This window comes from Spirosoma aureum, from assembly GCF_011604685.1.
Taxonomy (GTDB): Bacteria; Bacteroidota; Bacteroidia; order Cytophagales; family Spirosomataceae; genus Spirosoma; species Spirosoma aureum.
The window spans coordinates 5,038,212-5,061,568 of the sequence record NZ_CP050063.1; the positions used below are offsets into that span (position 1 = coordinate 5,038,212).

Below are 23,357 nucleotides of genomic sequence, written 5' to 3' on the forward strand. Positions count from 1 at the left end.
TATGGCAGGCATTCGCTGTGACACCCCCATCGGCGCTGACTGGGAATACTCCCTCGATCAGCTCAACTGGCAAGCCTCGAACAAATTCTTCGAGCTGCCTTCGGGTGATCCGTTTGTGCTCGGCACGGTTTATACCGTTTACTGTCGAAACGTTACGGCCGAGCTGACGGCTGATCGCCAGATCCCCTTTGGCGAGGCCAGCTCCGAGTCGCTCATCGCCCTGGTCAAGCTCCTGGACTCTTTACAAAAGGATGGGCTGCTGCATGTGTTGCTGACGGCCATCCGGCCTGAAACGACCCTGCTCATCGCGGCGGCCCTGAACGCGATCGGCTTTAACTCCGGCTCGACGACCACTGTTCTGGAGATCGATGACTGCGGCTGCGATGAAGAAGCGGAAGGTGGGCTATCGGCCGGCATCATCACCAATCTGTACCTGGCTCCGCTGGCCGTATCGCCCCACAATACCGACTTTCTGGGTACGGGCACCAATTTGTTTAATAAGCTCTCCCGGCTTAATCAGTCGGGCAAGTTTATCGACAATACGGGCACCGTCCACGAGAATCAGCCCAACTACACCATCTCCCATCCGATGCTGGTCAAAGGGGATACCTGGTACACGCCCTCCTCAGATACGACTGATCCGACGGGCAACCGGCAGATGGTCGCTTATTTTTCGGCTACGGGAGCCAAACTGGATGGAGCCTCCAACGTGCGCACGGAAGATAAATTCCGAACACCACCGGGCTGCGTGTACATTCTCTGCACGGTGCCGAACAACATCCTGCACTCGTTTCAGGTGCAGGAAGGCGAAACGGCGACCGATTACGAGAATTTTAAACTGATATTTCCGGGGGAAACCACCCAGCAGGCCCTCATTTCGGCCCGCGCCAGTCAGGCACTTTTATTGGGCCAGATCAACCAGGCCCGTTTTACGACCGGCCGGAATCTATTCGATAAAGACAGCGAGCTGATTCAGGCGGGCCGATTCATCGATGAGAAAGGTGTCTACAGTGCTGATCCAACCAACTCGGTTTCCCACCCCATTTTCGTCAACGGGGATACGGCCTATACAGCCAGTTTCAAATCCTTTATTTCCTTTTACGATCAGCTGGGTCGGCACGTCGGTGGCGAACGCTTTGATCGGGATGACTTTACGTTCACCACGCCCGGCAACGCAAAATTTGCGCTGGTCACCGTTCCGGACGAGCTCTTTGACAGCTTTCTGTTTGTCGAAGGCGAAGAGCTGGGCGACTACGAGCCATTTGTGCAGATCGTCAAGGGCAAAACCCTGGGCGAAGCAGCCATCGATCTGAAAGCTTCGCAGGCCATCGCCCTCGTCGAGCGGGGCACCCTGAATCTATTTAAAGCGGCCAGCCGCTTTACGCAGACTGGCCGCTACATCACCAACACCGGCCTGTACGTAGCCGATTCGACCTATACGGTATCGCACTTAATCAAAGTGTCGGCGCTGAGCTGGTACACGCCCAGCTACAAAACCTTTGTGGCCTTTTTCGATGCGGCCGGCAATCTGATCCCCTCGGATGTGGGGGTGTATAACCGGCCGACGGATAAATTCTTCACGCCAGCCCTGACCGAATACCTGCTGATTGCGGTACCCATCGAGATCCTCGCCAGCTTCATGCTGGTGGCTGGCCAGGTGTTGCCGGCTACCTATCAGCCTTTTGTCCCCCTTCTCGAATCCATTCTGCCCACCACGCTGGGCATCAAACAAACAGCACTCGACGCAAAACAGATGGCTGAAAGCTTCACCGACGAAATTATTTATTCCATCAATTTATTCAACAAGGCCGATTCCGACCTAATCAATGACAAGCTGATTAATGAAAACAGCGTACTGGAAGATTTTGCTGACGTATCGGTCGGCGGCTTTATTCCGGTAGAACCCAACACCTGGTATACCCCCACCGATCTGTTGGGCATCGGCTGGTTTACCGAAGACAAAGAACCTCTTGGAAATGCTCCCCGCTATGATCGGGGCACGGCCAAATTTCAGACCACCGACAAAGTCGCCTTTATTCGGCCCACAGTTTATACGGCCAATCTGGACAGCTTCATGCTGGTGAAAGGCCAGACGCTGCCCGCCCGCTATATCCCCTGGTACAAAAAATACAAGGGAACTACCCAGGACGGCTCGCAGGCACTGGCCATTGCCGAAAGCATCAACGCGCTGCTGATTCCCACCGCCAACCTGTTTAACCGCCGGGATGGCTCCATCCTGACCGGCCAGTACATCAACAACGAGGGATTTCTGGGGGCTTTCCTGACCACCAGCGTCACCCACTTTATTAAAGTTAAAGCCTCCACCTGGTACACCCCCTCGGAGGTCGGCAACTTCATTGCCTACTTCGATGAGAACTTCCAGCGCCTGGGTGAGGGGGCGTTGACCAGTCGGCCAGCGGCCAAATTCCAGACGACCAGCGAAACGGCCTACATCCGGGCCACCTTCAATACAGCCAACCGGAACACCTACATGATCGTGGAGGGCCAGTTTGATCTGCCGATGGCTTACATCGAATACGGCAGCTTCCTGGATCCCCAGGTCAAGGTCAGCACGGCGGCTTTTGGTAAAACCGAGATCGTTTTCGGCACGTCCATTCCGGCTGGATCGGGCTATCACGAATTAGCCTGCCGGGCGCTGGGCATGACCTGCATCAATAAGGCCGTGCCCAGTTCATCGGTACGCATCAAGGATCGGTCAGGCGGTGTTGGGGGTGCAAACTGGCAGAACATCGCCTATGCCTGGGCGCATACCCTGGCGGAAAAAGCCGCCCTGATTTCGGGCTGGGCAGCCCTTCGCTCGGCCAACCTGGGCAACACCAACTGGGCATCGGCTCCGACGTCGTTTACCTCGGGCGAGCAGGCATTTATCCTGAGTTGCAGCTACGAGAGCAACCTGACGCCCTACCTGAACGGTACCTATGCGATGCCCGATGTGTTTGTGCTATCGGTTTTGTACAATGATCAGTTTTTGGGGGAAATCGAGGCGGAATGGTTGGCTGATCCGACCGATACCGAGATTGCGAACCGAACCACTGCGTTTGGGGCCATTACCTACATCATTGATTACATCCGGGGCCTGCAACCCCGTGCCAAGATTGTTTTGGAGGGGCATTACGCCGACAAGAAAACCCCCAAAGTTGCCCAATTACAGCAGAAGGTAGCGGCCTATCACTGCATTGATATTTGGGAGATCTGGAAAAAACTGCCCTTCAACTTACGAAGAATCCCCAATACGCTGACCAACTGGGATGAAGAGCCCCATTTCAGCAACAAAGCCCTGGCTGAAGCGCAGGATCCCGGCTGTACCAGTCTGAACATGGATGGCATCCGGTTCTACATGCCGGACTGGGTGCATCCCTATTCGGATCCGGCTCATCTGGAGCCGGGCCACGCCAGCTACCTGATCGCGCATGAAGTGGAAACCCATTTAGCCACGACCTTCTAGATGGCAAAGCGCAAGATCATAGAGGGCACCCTGAAGGTGATCAATACGACCACCAACGAAGTCCTTTCCAGCACGCCCGTGACCAAAGTGGTCAAAAAAGGGCAGGAAAGTCAATTCGTCAAGGGCACCACCAAAACCCCCGTTCCCTGCATGGCGGATTACTCGCCTGGCCGGGACCTGTATGGGCGTACGTTTGCGCAATTACCCAAGTGTGACTCCACGACACCGACCGGCCAGCCGGACTATGTGTTTGGCGATACGTTTATTCTCACCGCCGGGGTGGCTCCGGTCAACTACCCACCCGTACCGGGCAGCTGGACGCCCGCGCCCGTTACGACGGCCGGCGATGTAACGGTGCCGGTCCCCGATGGTTTTTTTGTCGATCCGGAAGGCGATCCGGTCGTCCTGTCGGCCTTCATGCAGACCGGCGCTGGTCTGGTGAGCAATCTCGAATTTGATGCCGATGCGGAAGAGTTCCGGCTAAAAGCTGCCCTGGCCGATGCAATTTACCTGATCCGGCTGTATGGGAGCGATGGGCTGCATCCTGCGGTGCCCTATGATTTTGAGCTGGTCGTCAACCGGACCGTCGTCGTCAACCATGCACCGACCCTGGCTGCTCCAATCGGTACGCTGAACGCCACGGTAGACGAAGCGTCCGTTTTCAACCTCTCACCGGGTACCCACTTTACCGATCCGGATGGGGATGCGCTGACCCATAGCCTTCAGTTTCATAACGGTACGGCCTACACCGGCACGCTACCCGCCTGGGCGTCGCTCGCTTCGGGTGTGCTGAGCCTGACTCCGCCAGACGAGGCTGATTATTTATTCCGCAGCATCGTAACCGATCCGGGCGGGTTAAGTGCGTTCGACAATTTCACGATTCATGCCACCGAGCCCGATCTGCCGGTGCTCAGCCAAATCCTGGCCGTTGATTTCCGCTACTTCCATAGTACCTCGGCAACCTTCCACTGGTATGTCAAAACCGATCTGGCTGCCGGTGTCGAGTACAACATCGAATGGCCAGCGCAAGGCGCCTATGCGGCACAGGCGAAACTGATTATCTGGCTGGTGGGCACAACCGTGGACGGGGATCCTGCCGGCTACCAAAAACTCTGTAGCCTGGTTCGGGACACCCCACCTGAATTTACGCTGTACCTGCGCACAGCGGATAATCGATCGATTGAACTCCCGCTGACCATCACCCGGCCGGTTGCCAACCAGGCCCGGCAAACCATTTATACCGCTCCGTAACCAACAGACTGATGGCAACCAGAAACCTAAAATTCCTCGCCCTCGACATCGACACCAAGGAAATTGTCGAGCTCACCCGACAACAGGTCATTGACTACCTGGATCTAACCACACCGGTTCCTCCGGTAATTGACCCGCCCGTGATTGATCCGCCGGTTGTCGTGCCCCGCAAACTGTATGGGGCTCCCCGTTCGCTGATCGGCAACTGGACCAATGATAAAGGCACTACCTATGGCGTCTATCTGGGGACAGGCATTACCACCAACCTGATCGTGGTTCTGGGCAGTGATCCGGATGCGTTCATGCCCGCCGGGTTCAACCTGGGCTACACCGTTTTGTCGGGAAAAACCAAACCTACTGGCCCTGAATCACCCTGGGGCGTGAAAGCACCCGCTGGTTTTGTGCCGCCCCTGGAAGACTACGATGTGGTCAAATTCCCCGTCGATGGGGCAACCTATTACCGGCTCAAGGCTGGCTCTGCTTCCGTAAAAACCCTAGAAACCGTCTTCGGCGACACCTATGTCCTCAACAAGTAATTACATCGAAGTAATCAATGTCGGGGGGACGTCCCCGGCAGACTTCAAGGCAGGCGAGCTTCGGTTTTACCTCTACGACAAACCCGTTCCGCCTAAAACGGAACAGCAGGCGGAAGCCGAAGCCAAAGCCCGCTATCTGGGCTTATCCCCCGATGAAAAAGCGACCAAAACGCAGCCGAACCGGCCGGTTGCACCCGCCGACAATACCTACGAGCTGGCCGCTACGATGGGGGACGTGCGGGTGATTCTGGACCCCGATTACGTGATCGTCGATCCTGATCCGACGACGGGCGATGGGTTTGATCCCAGCTACAGCTATACCCAATCAGGGCAGGATGCCTTCGGTAACACCTTTATCTCGACGCCTGCCCCCCGGCTAACGGCCGTTACCCAACTCAAGCCCCGGCTGACCGGCAACAACTACGTCTTTACGGCTCAGACGGCCTTAAATACCGTTTTGCCCAAGCGGCTGCCCACGTTTACGGTGCACGAAAAAAAGGTGATCGGTTATCCCGGTGCCCTCTATACCGACTGGGACAATGTAGCCGATATCATTGGCCGGGGCTATACCCACGTGACCGAATCGGCCAAACCGGTCGATGTGGACAATTACCCGACAACCCTGCGTCGGATGATTGAGGGCTCGTTTTACAGTCTGGCCAAAGATGCCGCTGACTCGTTGTCTCCCGGTGATCCCAAGAAACAGCAACTGCTCGACTGGGCCGGGCCGCAGCAACCCGATGGTTCGTTTGAAGGACCACACCTGATCATTACCGATCCCGATTCGGGGCGGTACTACGGTCGGCAGTGGTGGATTCTGTTTCGGGATAATCCAGGCTGGCGCGGTGCGGGGATTGACTTTTTCTCAGTCAATTTCGAGCACATGACGCCCCGCGATGGTATCGGTTTCAATGCCCATCAGCAGCAATATCGGATGGTGGGCTGGGTGACTGAAGGCTGTATTGCCGCAGCAGCGCTGGATGGTAAAACACTACGGTCAGGCTATTCTGGTGAATTTGGTAACCTGACGACTTATGCCCCCTGGTTTTACGATTTACCCGCGACGCATGACCGAAACGGCAATCCACTCGCCGAACCCAATGCGGGTATTCCCCAGTACATGCATTACAGCACGCTGGACGAACCCTACCAGGGCAGCTCGCTGACTGCGCCCCTGGGTGAAAATTCCGTACTGGCCACGCTGGTTAAAACGGGCAAAGCGCATTTTGGGGTAGGGCGGTACCTCCAGCATACGATGGATGGCCAGACCTATTTCCAGAAAAATGGCAGTGCTTTTGTGCTGGATGGCGATGGCAATCCCCTCTGGCGAACCGACGAACGGACAACGACCATCACCGGCCAGTCGTGCACGATCTATATCGACGATTACTTCATGAGCATGATGAAGCTCTACGGCATCGTAGCGCAGTTCTGCTCCAATATGGACTATATGGCCGGGGGTAAACGGTTGCCCCTCTCCACCGATCGGCAACCGGGCTGGGAGGCCATGCGTGGGCAGGTGTCCCAGTTTCGTCTTGATGGCGAAGGCGAATCCGGTTCACCTCGACCGGACGCTCCGGCTCTCAACGAGCGGCCTTTGTCTCCCGATATGGTTGAAGGGTATGCGCTATTGATGTATCTGTTCGCGGAGTATTTACGGGGCTGGATGCGCTCCCAGCAACCTCAGGATTTAGGGGAGGACAATGATTATGGCTCGAAGGCAAGGGCATCCGCCGAAATCTATGCGAAAGGCTTTCAGCGGGGGGCTAACCTCAACTGGATACACGACACGTCCTGGCAATTACTCCAGCCTAAATTCTGGATCTTCAAACAGGGCATCAATGGCCCGGCTGACCCCGATGAGCACTTTGCCCGTAAACCCATCATTCTGGGCGGTCTGGCCGAAAAAGACGGGCATCCGGCCATGTGGCTGTTCGCCTGGTGGCCCTGTCAGGATGTGGACCGGGTGACGGACGTCAAGATCTGGATCAATAAGGGCAATGGCCCTGTCACGGGTACGTATGTGGCCCGGATGGCAGGGCGTAAGCCTTTTCTGGATTACTGGCAACTACCCGACGCAGCCGCTGGCGCAACGCCGAAGGACGTCTACAATCAATTTCCAAGCCTGACCGATCAGCTGATTACGCAGCGTATGGACTACCGTACGGCGAAAATTACCAATCACCCAACACCCCCACCGGCAGCATAACATGGCAACCGAACACTTAATCGTCGAGTCCTTCTCGTCTGGCGCGAATGCCTATCAGATCACCGTCGAGCGGGATCTGACTAAATTCCCCCGAACAATAAAAGGGAATGAAGCCTTTGAAAAGGCCGTGCGGGGCGGCGGTTTCCCCTGTACGGTGGTCGGCACGGGTTGCGTGATTCCCAAGGGAACCCGCCTGACACTGATTCCACCGGATTGTTCCAGTAATCCAAATCCAACGCCAGTCACTTACTCCTGGGGCTATTTTGGCGGCAACAGCTTCAATTTCGTGCCCATTATTCCAAGCAGTGAATGGACGCATGGATCAGGCATGGCGGCCTCGAGTCTGGACAAGGATTTTGCTCACCGGCTGGAAGCAAAAATCAAAACCCGGTATCCGGCTTTTCAGGCATACGTTACCTCCCAGCTGTCTCCCTTCGAGACCGAATACCTGACCGATGACTACAATTATGCAGCCCGGATCACGGGCGATCTGAATACAAATTTCAGCAATAGCCCACCAGCCTTCGATCTGATCGATCTCTCGATCGGGGAGAATATCGACGACGGCACATTCAATAAAACCAAATTCTTTGCGGAGCTTGATCAGCTCATTGCCACCATTCCCAAAGCAGCCACCTACACGGTGATGCTGCGGAGTTCATTCTGGGGTGGGCATACCGTCTCCAGTGCAGCCCTGCAGGAATACGCGACTCTGCATAATTACCTGTTCGTTGACTTTTCCGACCGGGTGGATTATCCGGCCTATCAGTCGGATTACGACGATGCCGGCATTGCCCGGCACTGGAATGACGATGGCCATGAGTTGATCGCTGAACGCAAGGCGAGCAAACTCGGCATTACCACCGGCTCATCGGCCAGCAGTGATTTCGTCTCGCAGACGGATGAGGGCTGGTCGAAAACCGACGATAACCTCAAGCTCAAATACATCGAAAACGATCTGATCAAGGTCGGCTTCCTGCGCGATACGGGGGCTGTAATCGGTTATGCCGCGTTTAAATCGACCAATCGAAATCTGGTTAACGACTACCAGGTCGATAATGCGTTGCCTGGCGATCCGCGTCACGGCACCGTCTTTGGCGATAAGGGTCGGCAGTGGATGTGGAAAGGGTCGCTCTACTGGACACCGGGTTCGGGCTGGCAGGTGGTCCCCGGCAAGAATACGAACCAATATGGCTTCGATACCGGTGGCAACGTTGTCGAGGGAGGTAGCCTGGGACCGTTTTACGATGAATCCGAAGTGCTGGCAAGCCGAATCTACAATCACCCCAAGTATGGCCAGATGTTTTACTCAAAGATCCGCCCCAGAGTCTGGGCTGTTCCGGATGAATACGTCGATATCGTCGAGGAGGGCTGGGCCTGGCTACAGGGGACCAGCATTGCTTATTTCTCCCGCCAGATCATCGGGCCGGGCATTACCAATCCGCAGATGATCTATCAGGCCCGGGCGCAGGAGCTGCCCTGTCTGTATTCTCTGGCGCCGTTCACCTACGTTCGTATGGCCGATGCCAATTCCGCTCCGTGGACCAATTCGTACGTGGATCGGTTCAAATCCGATTTTTCGGATAACCAAAACTTCACCAAAGCCTACATGACGCCCGAATGCCTGGTCACCCACGGAGAAGGGCCGGACAGTGTGACCGTAGGCTTGTATACACCGGGCATTGATCGGGGGGATGGGGTTCGGGTTGGCCTGAATTCGCGCTTTAATACGGGCCAGTTTGTGGGCGTGTTTGGCGAATGGGATGACAATGCCTCCAGCTACGTCAATGCGAACCCGCTGGTCAATTACGACAATCCGGGCACCTACGAAAATGCGGGCTACATCGTCCTGGGCACCTCGTTTTCCGACGTCCGTAGTAAAGTCAACGCCCTGCCCCGACCTGACCAGAGCTTCGATTTTGATTTTACGACCGACAACCACCGCTGGTGGAACTTCGATTGCCGGATGATCAAGGAGAATGGCCTGTGGAAAGTCTACATCGGGGACGTTAAAACCGATAACAACGTCACCTCCGCAAACGGCATTTTTGCCGCTCCCTATGGAGCCTGGGAGGCCTCAGGTATCCAGACCATCGAGTTTGATATGGCCGTAACGGGTATCACGGCGCTCTGGCTGGAGTGGTACAAGCCTGGCGAAGAAAACGACCAGAGCAAAGTTCACCGCAAAGCCTTCACCGGCCTGATCGGGGATGGTGTTCGGCGGACGTACTCGATCAGCACCGCCGATCCCAACTGGAACGGGATTGTTACCAGCGTGGGGCTACGGGCCACCAAAGTCAACGAAGGTCTGCCCATCACCAACGGGGGCCATTTAATTCCGTACCGATTCCGTAAAGTGTAAGTATGAAAAAACTGCTCATTCTGTGGCTGGTGTCGGTATCGGCACTGGCCCAGACGCCCAACCGCACCATGAACCTAACGGAATTATGATCGCCATCACCAACGAAGCCGGTGAAACGCTCCAGCTCTTCGCCGATCAGAACCTAATCACCGAGCAGGCTGTCGCCTGGCTGACCGACGATGAGCTGCCGGCCGAGATTTCCTATCCGATCGATGCGCCGTTAAACGATGCCAACAAGAAGTTCGTCGGCTATGGCTACCGGGTCGATGCGGCTCTGCCTCGTCAAAACTTACCCGTCAGCGTACAGCTGGAGGGCGTTTTGTACCGTCGCTGTGTGTTTTCCTTTAAAGTTCAGAATGGAAATTTAAACGGGTATTTGAAGATCGACAGTGCTGAGGTGTATGATAAACTTAGAAAACTCTCCTTACTGGAGGCCTTTCCGGATGTCATACGGTTAGGAACGGGTATTATCGATGCAGTGGGTAACGTGACGCCGATCCTGGCCGATCGAATGAAAGCCATTGCGGCTATGCCCCCCGGTCAGTTTCCGCTCACGTTCTTTCCCATTCGAAACGAGACATTTTATGAGGATAGCCTGACGGCGGAAACGCTACCCGGTTTTACCCGCCAAACTTATGTGAATGTCTGGCAACGACTTCCCACCGGTCAGCCAGGTTTTCACCAGGATGGCGGCTTTGTGCCGAATGAAAAAGGGTTCACAGTTGTACCGCAATTTTATTTATCGTGGGTGCTGGAGCGCATTATGGCCCTGGCCGGTTACAGGATTGAGTCAAGCTGGCTGGCCAGTGATGAAGTGCAGCGCCTGGTGATTGTCAACCAGACCGCTATTAACTCGAAAATTGGCCCAATCTTTTCCGACCCGACTGGGATTCTACACGGCCACCGGGTGACGGCCGGTATGCACCTGCCCGATATGAGTGTATCGGATTTTCTGAAAGCCATTAAAGGAAGGTTTGGCCTGGTCTTCGGTTTCAATGCCAATACCCGCACCTGCTACATGGAGCGGTTTTTAGATGTGGTTCGAGCAGGAGCAGCCATCGATCTGACTGACTACCAATCAGGCAGCTATGATATTGATTCGCCGGAACAAAAAGGATTCTCGGTTGAAGAGTTTATCGATGAGGGTGACGATCTGTTTAAGGATCAAAAAGGCCATGTCATTCGCCCTGCTCCTTATGTGACAGGTAAAGGTGGCCAGCCGATTAGTCTGAAAGTCGGCACCTGCCAGATGATTATTGAACCCTCACCTTTATCGCCAACGGGTCAAACCGCGCAGTGGCAGGTTCCGACCATGCGTCAGGCAGGTAACACGCTTGATCCAACCTACAAAGTCTCGCAACGCTACCTCAACGACCAGGGCAAACGACAAAACGATATCGGGCTAAAACTGCTCTCCTATCGGGGTATGACGCAGGACAGCGCTGGCCATCTTTACCCATTTGCAACCAATGACGTGCGTGATGGTCGTCAAATCATCACCGGATCGCAGGCCCTGACGATATCGGGCCGGTATGGAGCCTGGCGGCAATTTTTACGGGCCTACTATTATTTCCGGGATAACACCCAGAAAGTGTCGGTACCGCTCTTATTGCCGGTAGCCGTGCTCGCCCAGCTGCAGCTGCACCGGGCCGTAGCACTCTGTCTGGAGGATCAGATCCGTCGGATTTACCTAATATCGAAATTACAGGCGGATTCACCGGGTCTGGCGGGAAAATCAATGGTTCGTCTCGAAGTGCTTAGTTTGCCATCCGGTATCGATCAGGCAGCTGATGTCGATGATCCGATCGTGTGGGTGGAGTGGGTGGCCAGCGCTGAAACGCGAACCGGTTCCATCGGCAATGAAACGACGGTGAAAACTTACTCGGTGAAATTCTGGGCCGATCAGGCCAAGACGACACCAGCTGTTGTCAGTAATCTGGATTTGACCCTTCGCCGGAAACGGTATGTCGGCTATGATGCCCTGACGAGTCTGTTCCGGGAGGTGTATGATGAAGGACAGCTTCACTACACCGCGAATGGCACAACGCAAGTCCTGGAAACCAATTACATCATCATGCAGGTCCGACCCGTGATCAGCGACACTGGTGATAAACCCAATTCCCTGCGCCAAACGCTTCAACTCGACCCCGGCGAAGGCTATAATCTACTGACATGACCGGTCTGGACACTTCTAATCTGGATATTAATCAGCGCATCAACCTGAGAGGATTGGTACAGGCCTGGCTGGCTATCTCGGAAGAGCGCTTTCAGGAAGATCTGGATAAAAAACTTTACAACAAGCCCCGCAGCAGAAAACGGAAAAAGTTGTATCGAACCGGAAATCTGCGAAACAACTGGCGTAAAAGTATAAACGGGTCGGGTGATGATGTCCGATCGGCACAACTTAGCTTTTTACTGTATGGGCGATTCGTCGATATGGGTGTTGGACCGGGACTGAATTACGCACTGGCGAAATACCAGGGTGTTCGAAAGAATGGAGAAAAACCCAGCCGCAGGCCGGTTCGCTGGTATAGTAAACGAAAAGGTTACGAAACGCACCGGCTCCGTGAATTACTGGTCAAATACCACATTGACATTCCCCTCGAAATGCTGGAGAATGCCTTAACCACCAAGGTCGAACTAACGGCCTGACACCACACTTAACTAGCCTGGCTCACTGGAACGATTAACCAACACTCCAGTGGCTAAAACCCAAACCGAGCGCGCCGTCATTGATTTAGTGATCAATGGTCAGCAAGCCAAAACGACGCTGAAAGAAGTCAGCCTGGCCGTCACCAAAACGCGCAGCGAGCTGAATAAAATGAAGGAGGCCGACAATCCGGAGGCCTACCGGGCGAAACTCGCCGAAATGCACAAGCTGGTTTCAGCCCAACGGGACATGACGGCCCGGATCAACGATTCGACAACGGCCTGGGGACGATTCAAAAAAGAGATGGCTACCGTTGCCGTTGGCGTCGTAGGAGGCAATGTGATCACCTTCGCTCTCCAGCAGTTAGCCGCTCTGATTCCAGGTACGATCGATCGGACCATGAAGCTCAAGGATGCCTTTGCCGATATTGAAAAAGCAACGGGTCTAAGTGCAGAAGGGGTTCAGAAACTCAACAAGGAACTTAAAAACATCGATACGCGCACCAGCAACAAGGAACTGCGCGATATCGCCGTCGCCGGCGGTCAGTTGGGTGTGGCCAATGATGAGCTGGTGGACTTTGTTAAAAATGTCGATAAAGCCGTCGTTGCCCTGGGGGATGAATTTACGGGTGGTGTTGACCAGGTGGCCAAGGAGATTGGCGGCATCGCCAAACTCTTCGACGAAACCCGGAGCCAGGCGATTGGTACCAGCATCAACAGCATCGGCTCAGCGCTCAACGAACTGGGTGCCGCTGGGGCGGCTACCTCGCCGGTCGTAGCCGAGTTTACCACCCGCATGGGTCAGCTGGGCAACCTGGCTCCCAAACTGCATGAAACACTGGGTTTGGGAGCCGCCCTGCAGGAACTGGGTTTGACGGCCGAGATTGCCGCCAGTGGTTTGTCAGGATTGATGTTAACTGCGGCTAATAAATCCGATCTGTTCGCTCAGCATCTGGGCATGAGCAAAAAAGCGCTGGAGCAACTCATCAATACGGATCCCAATAAATTCCTGATGATGCTGGCCCAAAGCTTTCAGGGCCTCAGCTCTACGCAGGTCGCACAGCGGTTAAAAGAGCTAAAAGTGGAGTCCCAGGAATCGATCAAGGTGATGAGCCTATTGGCGGATCAGACTGACTTCGTTGCCGAAAAACAGCAGTTAGCTAATAAAGCGATGATTGAGGGGACTTCCCTCACGTCTGAATTCGACAAGAAAAATCACCAGCTGGCTCGTGATCTGAAGGAATTAAACGAATGGTTTAATAGCCTGCTCACCAGCGAAGGGCTACAGAATTTTCTGGTATCAGCGACCCACAATGCCGTCGAGTTTATTCGGGTATTGCCCCAGGTAGGAAAATGGCTCTCCAGTAATAAAGATCTGCTTTACCTATTAGCCGCTGCTACCGTCGTCTACTATGGCAATCTGATCAAAGCCACCGCAGCTGCGATTGCTAATACAACCGCTGAACTGGCCCGTAAGGCTGCCTATGAAATAGGCTTTCGTTGGCTGGTTATTTCGGAAGCAGCCACGAAAGCCTATGCCTTTACCACGGCCGTACTGACGGGTCAGATTTCCCTTCAGACAGCTGCGGTCACACTAGCACGGGGAGCCTGGTCGGCTCTATCAGCCATTATGCTGGCCAACCCGATCGGCGTTATTGTCGCCGGCATGGCTGCCCTGGCTTATGCGGTCAAACTGTATTCTGATAATACAGAAACGGCCATTCGGCTGGAGCGAGAGAAAGTTCGTCTTCAACGCGATATGCAGGTATTAACTGAACTGCAAAGCAAGACGCTGGCCACGCTCAACGAGCAGCTTCAGGATTACACGGAAATGACCAGTGCCGAACGGGCTGAGTACGTCAAAAATGTAGCCGTGGCCCGGCTCGATCTGGAGAGTCGGCTGGCCCGGATGAAGGCACGCGAGAAAGAAATGGAAATGCTGGCAGCCGAACCAACCCTTTGGCAGCAACTGTGGATTGCTATCAAGTCAGGAGGAGATCCGGCTAAAATGGCTCAGAATGTCACTCAGCAGGTAGCCGACAACATGCGGGGTGTCCGGGAGCAGTTTGCGGCAGGAATCACCGCCGTCGAGGGCCAGCTGAAACAGTACGATTCGATCTTCAAACAGATCGAACGTTACGAAAAACCGACCAAAACGGGCGGGGGAAAACTCCGTACCATCACGGATCCGGAAGATGCGAAAAGTAAAACCGATAAAAAGAAAGCGGAAGCCAGGCGTCAGGAAGATGAACTGGAAGGGATGCTGTCTGATGCCCGCGAGCGGACCATGCGGGGAGAGCGCTCCCAGTACGAAAACGAAGTCGCAGCGTTTGCCGATAAATACAGTAAAATGTACACGCTGGCCAAGGACAACGAGGCTAAAATTAATGAAATCCGAATCCTGAGCCTGGCTGAATGGGCTGAGATCGAAAAGCGATTCTACGAGAAGCAGGATGAAGATGCCCGTAAACAGCAGGAAAAGGACAATAAGATTGGCTTTGAGGCTGCGTTGAATGAGGCCGATCAAACGCATTCGGACACCATTGGGAGCATCGAGCGAACGCAGGCCAAAGCGCCGGCCGCCATCGGTGATGCCGAGGTGCAGATGCAGAAGCTCCAGGCTGATCAGGTTTATCTGACGCAGAAACTTTTACTCGAGCAAACTTTTGCCCAGCAATCCGCCGACACCCAGCGACAGCTGACTGAAAACTGGAATGAGCAGGTAAAACTTCGGGCGACCACGGAGCACCAGTATGCCGAGCAGATGAAGCAGGCCGAATGGGCGCTTCAGGATGCCAAACGTGCCGCCATGCAGCAGGGACTGGAGGTGCTGATGGGCTTTTTAGGAAAAGGTACGATTGCCTATAAAGCGGCTTTGATTGCTCAGAAAGCCTTCGCCATCGCCCAGGTTGTTGTCGATCTGAATCGGGAGATTGCCCAGATTTATGCAAACCCTGCCTGGTCGCTGATGCCAGACGGTGGACTCGCCATAAAAACAGTTAATGCGACGGCCGCTAAAGTTCGGGCTGGTATCAGCATCGCCTCGATTGTGGGGACTACGATTGGTGAACTGGCCGCCAAAGCGGACGGTGGTTTTACGGGCATGCGGGAATTATATCCGGGTGCTGGTGGACCCAGCGGCTTTACCAATGGGCCAACGCTGTTTAACATGGGCCGTCGATCGTACATTGCTGGCGAAGCCGGCCGGGAGTTTGTCATTTCGAACCGCGCTCTACAAAATCCAGTCGTCGCCGATTTTGCCCGCATGATGGATGTAGCCCAGCGAACGGGTAATTACTCGCAATTGATGGCAGAGGCTCAGGCCAGTACCTCAGCAACGTCGGCTCCATCGAGCAGCAATTCGGGCAGCAATGATGATTTGCTGATGCTGCTCCTTCAGGAACAGCGCCTGACGCGCAGTTCCCTGGAGAAGAAAAACAGCCAGAACGTTGCCTTGAACTACCGCTTGTTTGAGCAGTATCGGGATAATCTGGAAGAAGCCCGGATCGATAATAAATTGTAAGTAAAAAAGCCTGACCGTAAAAGTCAGGCTTTTTTGCCTTTCACTAAAGTTGGTTTATCACTATTCATCTAATTGGTAACTTGCCAGACTTATCCATATAATTAATCCCTATGAAATCAGTATTTACCTTGATTGGCCTTGTGGTTTCCATTGCCTGCTTTGGTCAATTAAATCCGAGTCCCGTCGAAATGCCAATCGATAGTAGTTCTGGAGGCATACAGTTCCGGGAAGTGGTTACGCTCGACCCATCGTTGGATACCAAAGCCATTGTTCAGAAGGCCAAAAACTGGGTAGCCACAGCCTACCGGAGTGCGAATGATGTAGTGCAGCAGTTTGATCCGGAAACAGGCATTCTTATCGTGAAAGGTCAGTTTCCCGTTACACGAACCAGTTACTATGGGAATCAGGTGACGACAGCAGCTATCACAGTTTACCAGACGCTAACCATTGAAGCCAGACCAGGTCGATACCGGGCTACCTTAAACAATTATGAAATTGGTGCAGCTGGCCAGCGGGCAGTACTGGCAGCCAACCGGGGGTCAATGGGCCGGGATGAGTATATGGAACTGGTTCGCAAGCAGGCTGCTGGCATGAGTATGGAGCGAACTATTATCAAATCTGCTGAAAAGAATCTGGACTCGACCATTACCTCAGAACGATTGTTTATGGCGGATGTCAAGCAGCAGAGTTTAAACCTCTTGGAGATGCTCAAACGGCACATGCAGAAGAAGGCCGAAAAAGACTGGTAGTTTCACTAGTCTAGGACAGTTATATATAAATTAGCCCAATCGATAGGATGGGCTTTTTTTGTTACTTTTGCGACGCTGAGTTCATTTATTCCAAGGGTCGGCACCGCCAGCAAACAGGCGGTGCTGTACCCCCGTATCCGTTTGACTGTAATAGTCCGGATAGTTTTTCGACCCTTGGGCGTGAACTCAGCAGCGGGTCAGGCAGCACCGCCTGTTTGTTGCTGGTAGCCATCACTGTTATGCCCAAACTTTCCCAGACCGAAATCGACCGTCGAAAACTCGAACGGCTCGAAGCGCGTATCCTTATTCTACGCAGTAAAATTGAGCAGTTACAGCAAGGATTAAATACCAGTATTGCCCAGGCGCAAAAACTCAGCTCATCACTGGCCAATCAACAATAAAAACTGGTTTTCCTGTTTATACCGTACCCACCGTAACTTGCTTTTTATCAAGTATTAAACCGTAATTCTTTGGAAGAACACTACTCTAGTATTTAGCTTAATTCCTGTTCAATCGGTTAAAAGCAGCAACAATGACATCTTTGCGGGTTATGGCAACAGCATTCTGAAGTTGTTGGATCGTCTTATAGCCCGACCGGATATCTTCCTGCATCATGTGAGGTAAAGGTTTGGCCCGATATTTAGCCTTCTTAAACGAAAAGATCAATTTGAAAACTGAATACTCTGAAATAGCGTGATCATTTCTTTTGGAATAACCGAATGCATCTTCTTTAAGACTAAAAGTGCATTGCGGAAATGGTAAAGATTTTTTGTAAATGCCTTTAAAAAAACTTCACTTATTAAATCTTTACCCCGACAATTCAATAACCAGGCAGGGTAGTTTAGTTTTTGTCCCCCAATAAACTCTACCTCCACTGGTGTGTAATCAATTGTTGGGCTATTAGTTAAAGTAGCTGCTTTCAGATACGGCTCTACTTGGTTGAAGATATAGTCTGCTATTAACTGTAATTCAACTGAAGACATCTCTGTAAACTTGGCTTCCTGACCAAACGCTATATTGACCCCCGCAATCTTTGGAGCCTTATCAAAGTGCAGCATTACAGCATAGACCAAAATTGGATCGATTAAATAGTTTTCTATGCTATAACGATTTAATACAAATAAATTCGGGGAACTTTCATTTCCGGCATCTTCATCAATTAAACCATATATAAAGGTGTTCAATCCTGAGTTGACTAATTTTTTTACCCAATTATCAACTACAGTTTTGCCGCCAGATTTTTCGTTTGTGGATGCAGGAATGAATACAATTTGCCGATCGCGAGATAAGGATTCGACATCGTTAAGATGGCCGTAAATAGTTGTGTAAAACGAAACATCATCCTTGTCTTCCACAAGAACGTATTTGGTGTGCTCACCGACAAAGAGATAGCCTGATGTTAATAAAGAAATAGTACTACTTTTTGATTTAGAGGGAAGGATTGCGGTTTTATATTTTGTCATTTCATAAATTGAACTTTCAGGGGCGAATGCAATCGTTGATGGTGAATGTGTAGTCATGATCACCTTAGCGCCGTACTTTTTTACAATTGTATTAACGATATTTTCTATGAAATTTTTCGCCAATTGAGGGTGTAAGTGAGCATCTGGTTCATCTAATAAAAACAATGAAGGTACTTCTCCATTGACTTGCCCAACAAAAACGTGGAGCAAAAGCGTGATAATCACTTTTTCACCAGAAGATAAATAGGAGGGTTCAATACGATTATCGTGTCCAGTAGGACCATCTATATCAATAAAAGTCAAATGAAAGGTGGAAGAGTAATCCTTTTCCGTAGGTACCGTAATCCTATATGGAAGGTTAGCGTTAGCCAATAAGCTGTTTAGAATGTCCCATGGCTCATCTCCATATAATTCAACAAATTTTTCATGAGGCCAGCCTCTAAGGTTTATTTTGCTCAGGTAATTCGCCTTATATGTAAGGAAATACTGGTTAATTGAGGCTAAACTGACATTCTGTATACTAGTTTGTGGTCGATAATTTTCGTCAAATTCTTTAAATGTAATGTTGTTGATATCTAATCCTTTAGCCTTGAGATGATCGCTGATGGGCTTTGGACCTTGATGGCCTTCGAGCTCTCTTTTAAAGAATCCTTCATATAGGGCTTTCATATCAGTTAAATAAGTCATCATATTGCCAGTAGCACTTTTAAGCTCTGGCCAATCGGCACCTAATGAAACCCAGTTGTTTGTAAGAGTAGTATCTATAATATCTACGGCTGGAGAAGTTACATTTTTCCCCATTGTATTTCTAGCTTGCAGTGTTCTGGTTAACTGTTTTAGCAAAGCTGTTTTTCCAACCCCATTGATGCCGGTAATGACGACAAAATCAGGCAAATCGTCAGTTTCGAATTTGGTAAGTGGAGGCTGATCAGTATATATTTTGATCCTCATCTGATATGTCTTATGGTTTAAGTGTTAATTGGTTTGCATTAGACCACGATGTCGCAGATAACTGTACAGCGTAGACTTTGATATGCCCAGCTGCCTGGCTATCTCTTTCACAGGTAACTTCCCTTCTTTATAGAGGCTTTCAGCAATTCGTGATTTATTCTCCGCTTCTTTTGATAATCCGGTCGGCCGACCGAGCAGTTGGCCACGCCGTCGAGCGGATTGCAAACCTGCCTGGGTACGCTCTTTAATCAACTCCCGCTCAAACTCCGCCAGACTGGCAAAGATTCGGAACACGAGTCGACCCTGTGCTGTCGTGGTATCGACGGGATCGTTTAGACTAATGAGTCCAATACTGTTTCTCTCCAGTACGTTAACCATCTCTACCAGGTGAGCTAGGGATCGGCCGAGCCGATCGAGTTTCCAGATTACTACCGTATCGCCTTCGCGCACGTGCTCGAGTAGTTTCGTCAGTTCAGGCCGGTCGCCTTTGGCTCCCGAGGCTTTTTCCTGAAAAATCTTTTCACAGCCCTGTGCTTTGAGAGCATCGAGCTGCATGGATAAATTCTGGTCCTGGGTGGACACGCGGGCGTAGCCGATTTTCATTAGACAGGATTTTCGTTAATGAATGATTGTGCCGCTTCAGCAATAGATAGATCATAGTTCTCCCAGACATTATAGAGCCAGTCACACTCTTGCTGGCTGAGGGGATCTGTATGATGTAGCTCGCGCAGTTCATCGACTACTTCGACAAGCCAGGAATCGAAGGATTGAGGTAGGCTGGGTTTATGGTACTCAGACATAAAAATGGTTCAAATAAGCCTTAACAAGATACGAATAATTAGCCTATTTAATCGAACCGTTTTTTTGTACAAATTTTGGGCGAAAAATGACTGTTTGTAGAATCAAGAGGTAGGTTTAGATAAACGGTCGTTTTTCTGTACCAGCGAATTTTGAAAAGGGTAATAAAAAGACTTAACTTACCTCGAATCATATTTTGTATGGTGTGGATAGAAGCGGAAAGCCCGGACCACTAGATCCGGGCTTTTTTTGATGAGTTAACTTATCAATCGTCGATGGTACTCGAACTAATAAAATTGGTAATGACATAGCAATTTACACTTGGTAAATACGGCTTGTTCCAAGATTTTACAACGGATGAATAACGACTTACTTTATTGGCATTTTTCAAATATTGCCTCTTCCTTAAAATAAGTCCTGTATAATACCATACGCGTTGGCGTTAAAGATTTTATAAGATAGAAGTTGTCTTGTAATTGCTTAGGAACACCCCAGTTAATAGCAAGCGTATCCTTCACCACGGCGTATGGGTAAGCTACAAATGAAAGTACTCGCTCACAACTGGTTGATTTAACCGGCGTTTCAGCCAACGTTTCCTTGTCTAAAGTCCAGCGTAAATACGGTTGACCGTTCGGAATGGTAGTCCAATTGCCAATCAAATAGGCTGGCTGAATCCCTTTCTCTTTGTTGCAACTAAGTAACATGACAAGTAAAGCCGTTATTAACGCCCTTATAGAATATACAGGGTAGTGCATATAACATCGTGACTTTCCAGCCATTCAACTAATACCAGTTTCATAGGTGGAAGTTAGCAATTTTGGCGAAGTTACCAAATCGGTGTAAATTGGTTGGTTTATCATTACCATAAAATCTGTGTACATTCTCGTCGTCATGCTTAGCTTCGCATTGCTATCACGTTAAGACATGAATAAAAGAGAGGTGATTCAAAACATAATTAATAAAGAGGTTATTCTGGCAGCTTTACAGCGGCATTTACTGGGTATAGCCGATGAAAATGTTCATCACTTTGCTCATCGGTTGTTCAGATTTCCCATTTATAGAGAGGACGTACTCCAGTATGAGCAATTGATTCTCGACTATGGAGAGCCATGCGAAACGCTATTGATGGATATTTATCCGATGCATACTGACGTTTGAGCGGACACAGTTCAGATGTCATTGCCTTACCAAATCCATTGATGTATATGCCTGATCAACAATCACCCACTCCCAGCGAGCTCGAACGTCAAATCCGGGAATTTGATCGGGCTCTATTCCTCTTTGTGGGTAGAAACTTTCATAAACCAGCCATCCAACAGCAGAAACATCAGGAGCGCGACCTGTTCTAACAAACTTACGATGTGGCTAGAAGGGGAAATCCCGGATCGGGTGATCCGGAGTTTGTTAGCCTTTTGACAGGGTTAATTTATCTACTGCTCATAGTCGATCAAGTTAAGCAGAAACCGCATGTCATGCTCGAAGGCGACACCGAACCGAAAGCCATCGAAGAAAAATACCCCGGCTTGCTCATCATGTGTGCCCGCAAATGCCTTATAGTGATAGCGAGTGGAGGAATCCTTCACAAAGCCTAGACTCATAAGCAGATTCTGCGTTATTTCCATAAAGCAAAGTTACTATTTCACTTGTAAGATTTCTTTCCAGTTGGTCGTGTAGCGTTTCGACAGGTAGGACTGTTTCATAGGCCATTCCGGATTGTAAAGCTGACTGGCCAGCCTCAATTTGTCCTGGCCGTGCCGGTGATTAATCCGGTCAATCACTTTAGCCAGCTTGATCAACCGCTCGTCCGGCCCTTCCGAGAATACCCCTTTCTGCCGATAATCGCCATGCACAAGATCAGATAAAATCAAGCCTACTTTCTGATACTGGTAGCCCGGTGCATAAATGGATTTGAGCACCTCCATGGCGTACCGGAGTAGTTCGGGTGTGCTACTGGTCGGATGGGGCAAATCAACCGATCGGGAATTGGAATACTGCTTACTGGGCAGATCCGGGCGGCCTGGTGTTTTGCGAAAGCGGTTCGTGTGAATAAAGACCGTAATGGAACCACACAGCGAGTCCTGTCGTCGAAGCTTCTCGCCCGCTCTACAGAGATGATTGGTTAACGCGTCTTGAATTTGGCGAAAATCAGGAATCATCTTGCCGAACGAAGGAGCGGCACAAATGGTCTTTTTTGGCGGTGCATTGACCTCCAACATTCGACAGGGCATACCCCTGAGCTCATGCACAAGTCGTAAGCCGTTAATAGTCATCACCTGCTGCACCCAATCATCGTTCGCGTTTCGTAGCTGGGCAGCTGTTTCAATGCCGTGTTTCTTAAGCATTCGGGCATACCGGTACCCAATGCCCCACAAATCCTCAACCTTGAAGCTGGAGAGGATTTCATTAGCCGTTTCTACGCTATCAATTACGCAGATACCACCGAGTTCGGGGCGTTTCTTCGCGATCCTGTTAGCCAGTTTAGCCAGCGTTTTCGTAGCACCGAAGCCCACGCACACTGGAATCCGAAGCCATTGACTGACTGTCTTTCGAATCGATTCCCCCAGGCCCTGAAATGTCGGGTATAACCCCTGGTAGCCATCCACCTGCAGAAAGGCCTCGTCAATCGAATATACTTCCACGTCCTCCACGAACTGATTCAAAAGACTCATCAGTCGGGAACTCATGTCCCCATACAGCGTATAGTTCGAGCTAAACACGGCGATGTCGTGCTGCTCCCGCAGCTCCTGGGTTTCAAAGAAAGGTTGGCCCATTTTTATCCCTAATATTTTGGCCTCATCCGAACGGGCGACAACGCAACCATCACGGTTCGAGAGTACAATAACAGGCTTACCAATGAGCGCCGGGTTAAAACTTCGCTCACAGGAGACGTACATGGCGTTGGCGTCGACGAGTGCAAACATATTACCGAAGGGCCTGGATGTTATGAGTGACGACGCCCATGACCGAGAAGGCTTCACCAGCATGGATATAGATAGGGGTGTAGTTGGGGTTGGAGGATTCGAGCATGACCATATTACCCACGTAACGGATGCGCTTGACGCTGTGGCCTCCGTCATAGAAAACGACAACAATCTTGCCCTCTGATGGGCTTCGGGAGCTATCGACGACAAGTACATCACCGGGTTCAATGCGATCTCCGCTCATGCTGTCGCCCGTGACGCGCACAAAATACGTGGCCTCAGGGTGTGAAATACAGAGGTCATTGAGGTCCAGTCGGCGCTCAATATAGTTCTCAGCCGGCGAGGCAAAGCCGCCCTGCACCATTGAAGAAAAGAAAGGAATCAGGTATCTGGTTGATACCCCTGCCTTGACAATACTGCCAGGTTTAAGGTGGTCAATCTGGTCTCTCATAACGGTTTGCAAAAGAATTACCGCTATG

The 23,357-nt window shown here is 51.3% G+C and carries 19 protein-coding genes; 12 read left to right on the forward strand and 7 right to left on the reverse strand.

The genetic code is table 11. From position 1 onward, the window contains the following. The first annotated feature begins 1 nt into the window (after position 1). From G8759_RS20085 to G8759_RS20130, 10 genes are all read left to right on the forward strand, one after another. Positions 2-3,466 (forward strand): hypothetical protein, encoded by a 3,465-nt coding sequence (locus tag G8759_RS20085; protein WP_167211440.1) that lies wholly within the window; start codon positions 2-4, stop codon positions 3,464-3,466. A 36-nt stretch (positions 3,467-3,502) separates the two neighbouring features. Further along, a complete protein-coding gene (locus G8759_RS20090) occupies positions 3,503-4,717 on the forward strand; it encodes a hypothetical protein (RefSeq protein ID WP_167211443.1) in 1,215 nt (404 codons plus the stop codon). Positions 4,718-4,728: 11 nt separating this feature from the next. Continuing rightward, on the forward strand, positions 4,729-5,253 hold the full coding sequence (locus G8759_RS20095; RefSeq protein WP_167211447.1) for a hypothetical protein: 525 nt from the start codon (positions 4,729-4,731) through the stop codon (positions 5,251-5,253). Further along, complete coding sequence (locus G8759_RS20100) at positions 5,237-7,462, forward strand: hypothetical protein (RefSeq protein WP_167211450.1); 2,226 nt, start codon at positions 5,237-5,239, stop codon at positions 7,460-7,462. The genes G8759_RS20095 and G8759_RS20100 overlap by 17 nt, the downstream gene beginning before the upstream one ends. 1 nt (position 7,463) lies before the next feature. Continuing rightward, positions 7,464-9,824 (forward strand): SGNH/GDSL hydrolase family protein, encoded by a 2,361-nt coding sequence (locus G8759_RS20105; RefSeq protein ID WP_167211453.1) that lies wholly within the window; start codon positions 7,464-7,466, stop codon positions 9,822-9,824. A gap of 85 nt (positions 9,825-9,909) precedes the next feature. Then, positions 9,910-12,000, forward strand: a complete 2,091-nt coding sequence (locus G8759_RS20110) for a hypothetical protein (RefSeq protein WP_167211456.1) — start codon at positions 9,910-9,912, stop codon at positions 11,998-12,000. Next, positions 11,997-12,476 carry a hypothetical protein gene (locus G8759_RS20115; RefSeq protein ID WP_167211460.1) on the forward strand — a complete coding sequence of 160 codons (480 nt, stop codon included), beginning with the start codon at positions 11,997-11,999 and terminating at the stop codon, positions 12,474-12,476. Before G8759_RS20110 ends, G8759_RS20115 begins: the two co-directional genes overlap by 4 nt. A gap of 49 nt (positions 12,477-12,525) precedes the next feature. Beyond that, on the forward strand, positions 12,526-15,996 hold the full coding sequence (locus G8759_RS20120; protein ID WP_167211463.1) for a phage tail tape measure protein: 3,471 nt from the start codon (positions 12,526-12,528) through the stop codon (positions 15,994-15,996). A 110-nt stretch (positions 15,997-16,106) separates the two neighbouring features. After that, complete coding sequence (locus G8759_RS20125; RefSeq protein ID WP_167211466.1) at positions 16,107-16,745, forward strand: DUF4468 domain-containing protein; 639 nt, start codon at positions 16,107-16,109, stop codon at positions 16,743-16,745. A 47-nt stretch (positions 16,746-16,792) separates the two neighbouring features. Further along, positions 16,793-17,146, forward strand: a complete 354-nt coding sequence (locus G8759_RS20130; RefSeq protein ID WP_167211469.1) for an ABC transporter C-terminal domain-containing protein — start codon at positions 16,793-16,795, stop codon at positions 17,144-17,146. Between the two features lie 261 nt (positions 17,147-17,407). On the opposite strand, the gene G8759_RS20135 is transcribed toward G8759_RS20130, so the two are convergent. The 4 genes from G8759_RS20135 to G8759_RS20150 all read right to left on the reverse strand — a co-directional run bounded on the left by G8759_RS20135 (position 17,408) and on the right by G8759_RS20150 (position 20,661). Next, on the reverse strand, positions 17,408-19,159 hold the full coding sequence (locus G8759_RS20135) for an ATP-binding protein (RefSeq protein WP_167211472.1): 1,752 nt from the start codon (positions 19,157-19,159) through the stop codon (positions 17,408-17,410). 24 nt (positions 19,160-19,183) lie between these two features. Further along, positions 19,184-19,762 (reverse strand): recombinase family protein, encoded by a 579-nt coding sequence (locus tag G8759_RS20140; RefSeq protein WP_167211475.1) that lies wholly within the window; start codon positions 19,760-19,762, stop codon positions 19,184-19,186. Beyond that, a complete protein-coding gene (locus G8759_RS20145) occupies positions 19,762-19,959 on the reverse strand; it encodes a hypothetical protein (RefSeq protein WP_167211479.1) in 198 nt (65 codons plus the stop codon). The genes G8759_RS20140 and G8759_RS20145 overlap by 1 nt, the downstream gene beginning before the upstream one ends. A gap of 372 nt (positions 19,960-20,331) precedes the next feature. Continuing rightward, on the reverse strand, positions 20,332-20,661 hold the full coding sequence (locus G8759_RS20150) for a hypothetical protein (RefSeq protein ID WP_167211482.1): 330 nt from the start codon (positions 20,659-20,661) through the stop codon (positions 20,332-20,334). 220 nt (positions 20,662-20,881) lie between these two features. Here G8759_RS20150 and G8759_RS20155 point away from each other — a divergent pair, with 220 nt between their 5' ends. Together G8759_RS20155 and G8759_RS20160 are read left to right on the forward strand one after the other, a co-directional pair. Continuing rightward, complete coding sequence (locus tag G8759_RS20155; RefSeq protein WP_167211484.1) at positions 20,882-21,115, forward strand: hypothetical protein; 234 nt, start codon at positions 20,882-20,884, stop codon at positions 21,113-21,115. Between the two features lie 47 nt (positions 21,116-21,162). Further along, complete coding sequence (locus G8759_RS20160) at positions 21,163-21,306, forward strand: hypothetical protein (protein ID WP_167211487.1); 144 nt, start codon at positions 21,163-21,165, stop codon at positions 21,304-21,306. An 81-nt stretch (positions 21,307-21,387) separates the two neighbouring features. On the opposite strand, the gene G8759_RS20165 is transcribed toward G8759_RS20160, so the two are convergent. The 3 genes from G8759_RS20165 to umuD are packed head-to-tail and all read right to left on the reverse strand — an operon-like array spanning position 21,388 to position 23,329. Continuing rightward, positions 21,388-21,579 carry a hypothetical protein gene (locus tag G8759_RS20165; RefSeq protein ID WP_167211490.1) on the reverse strand — a complete coding sequence of 64 codons (192 nt, stop codon included), beginning with the start codon at positions 21,577-21,579 and terminating at the stop codon, positions 21,388-21,390. Positions 21,580-21,591: 12 nt separating this feature from the next. Next, positions 21,592-22,878 carry a Y-family DNA polymerase gene (locus G8759_RS20170; protein ID WP_167211494.1) on the reverse strand — a complete coding sequence of 429 codons (1,287 nt, stop codon included), beginning with the start codon at positions 22,876-22,878 and terminating at the stop codon, positions 21,592-21,594. A 1-nt stretch (position 22,879) separates the two neighbouring features. Next, on the reverse strand, positions 22,880-23,329 hold the full coding sequence (gene umuD, locus G8759_RS20175; RefSeq protein ID WP_167211497.1) for a translesion error-prone DNA polymerase V autoproteolytic subunit: 450 nt from the start codon (positions 23,327-23,329) through the stop codon (positions 22,880-22,882). Positions 23,330-23,357: the final 28 nt, after the last annotated feature.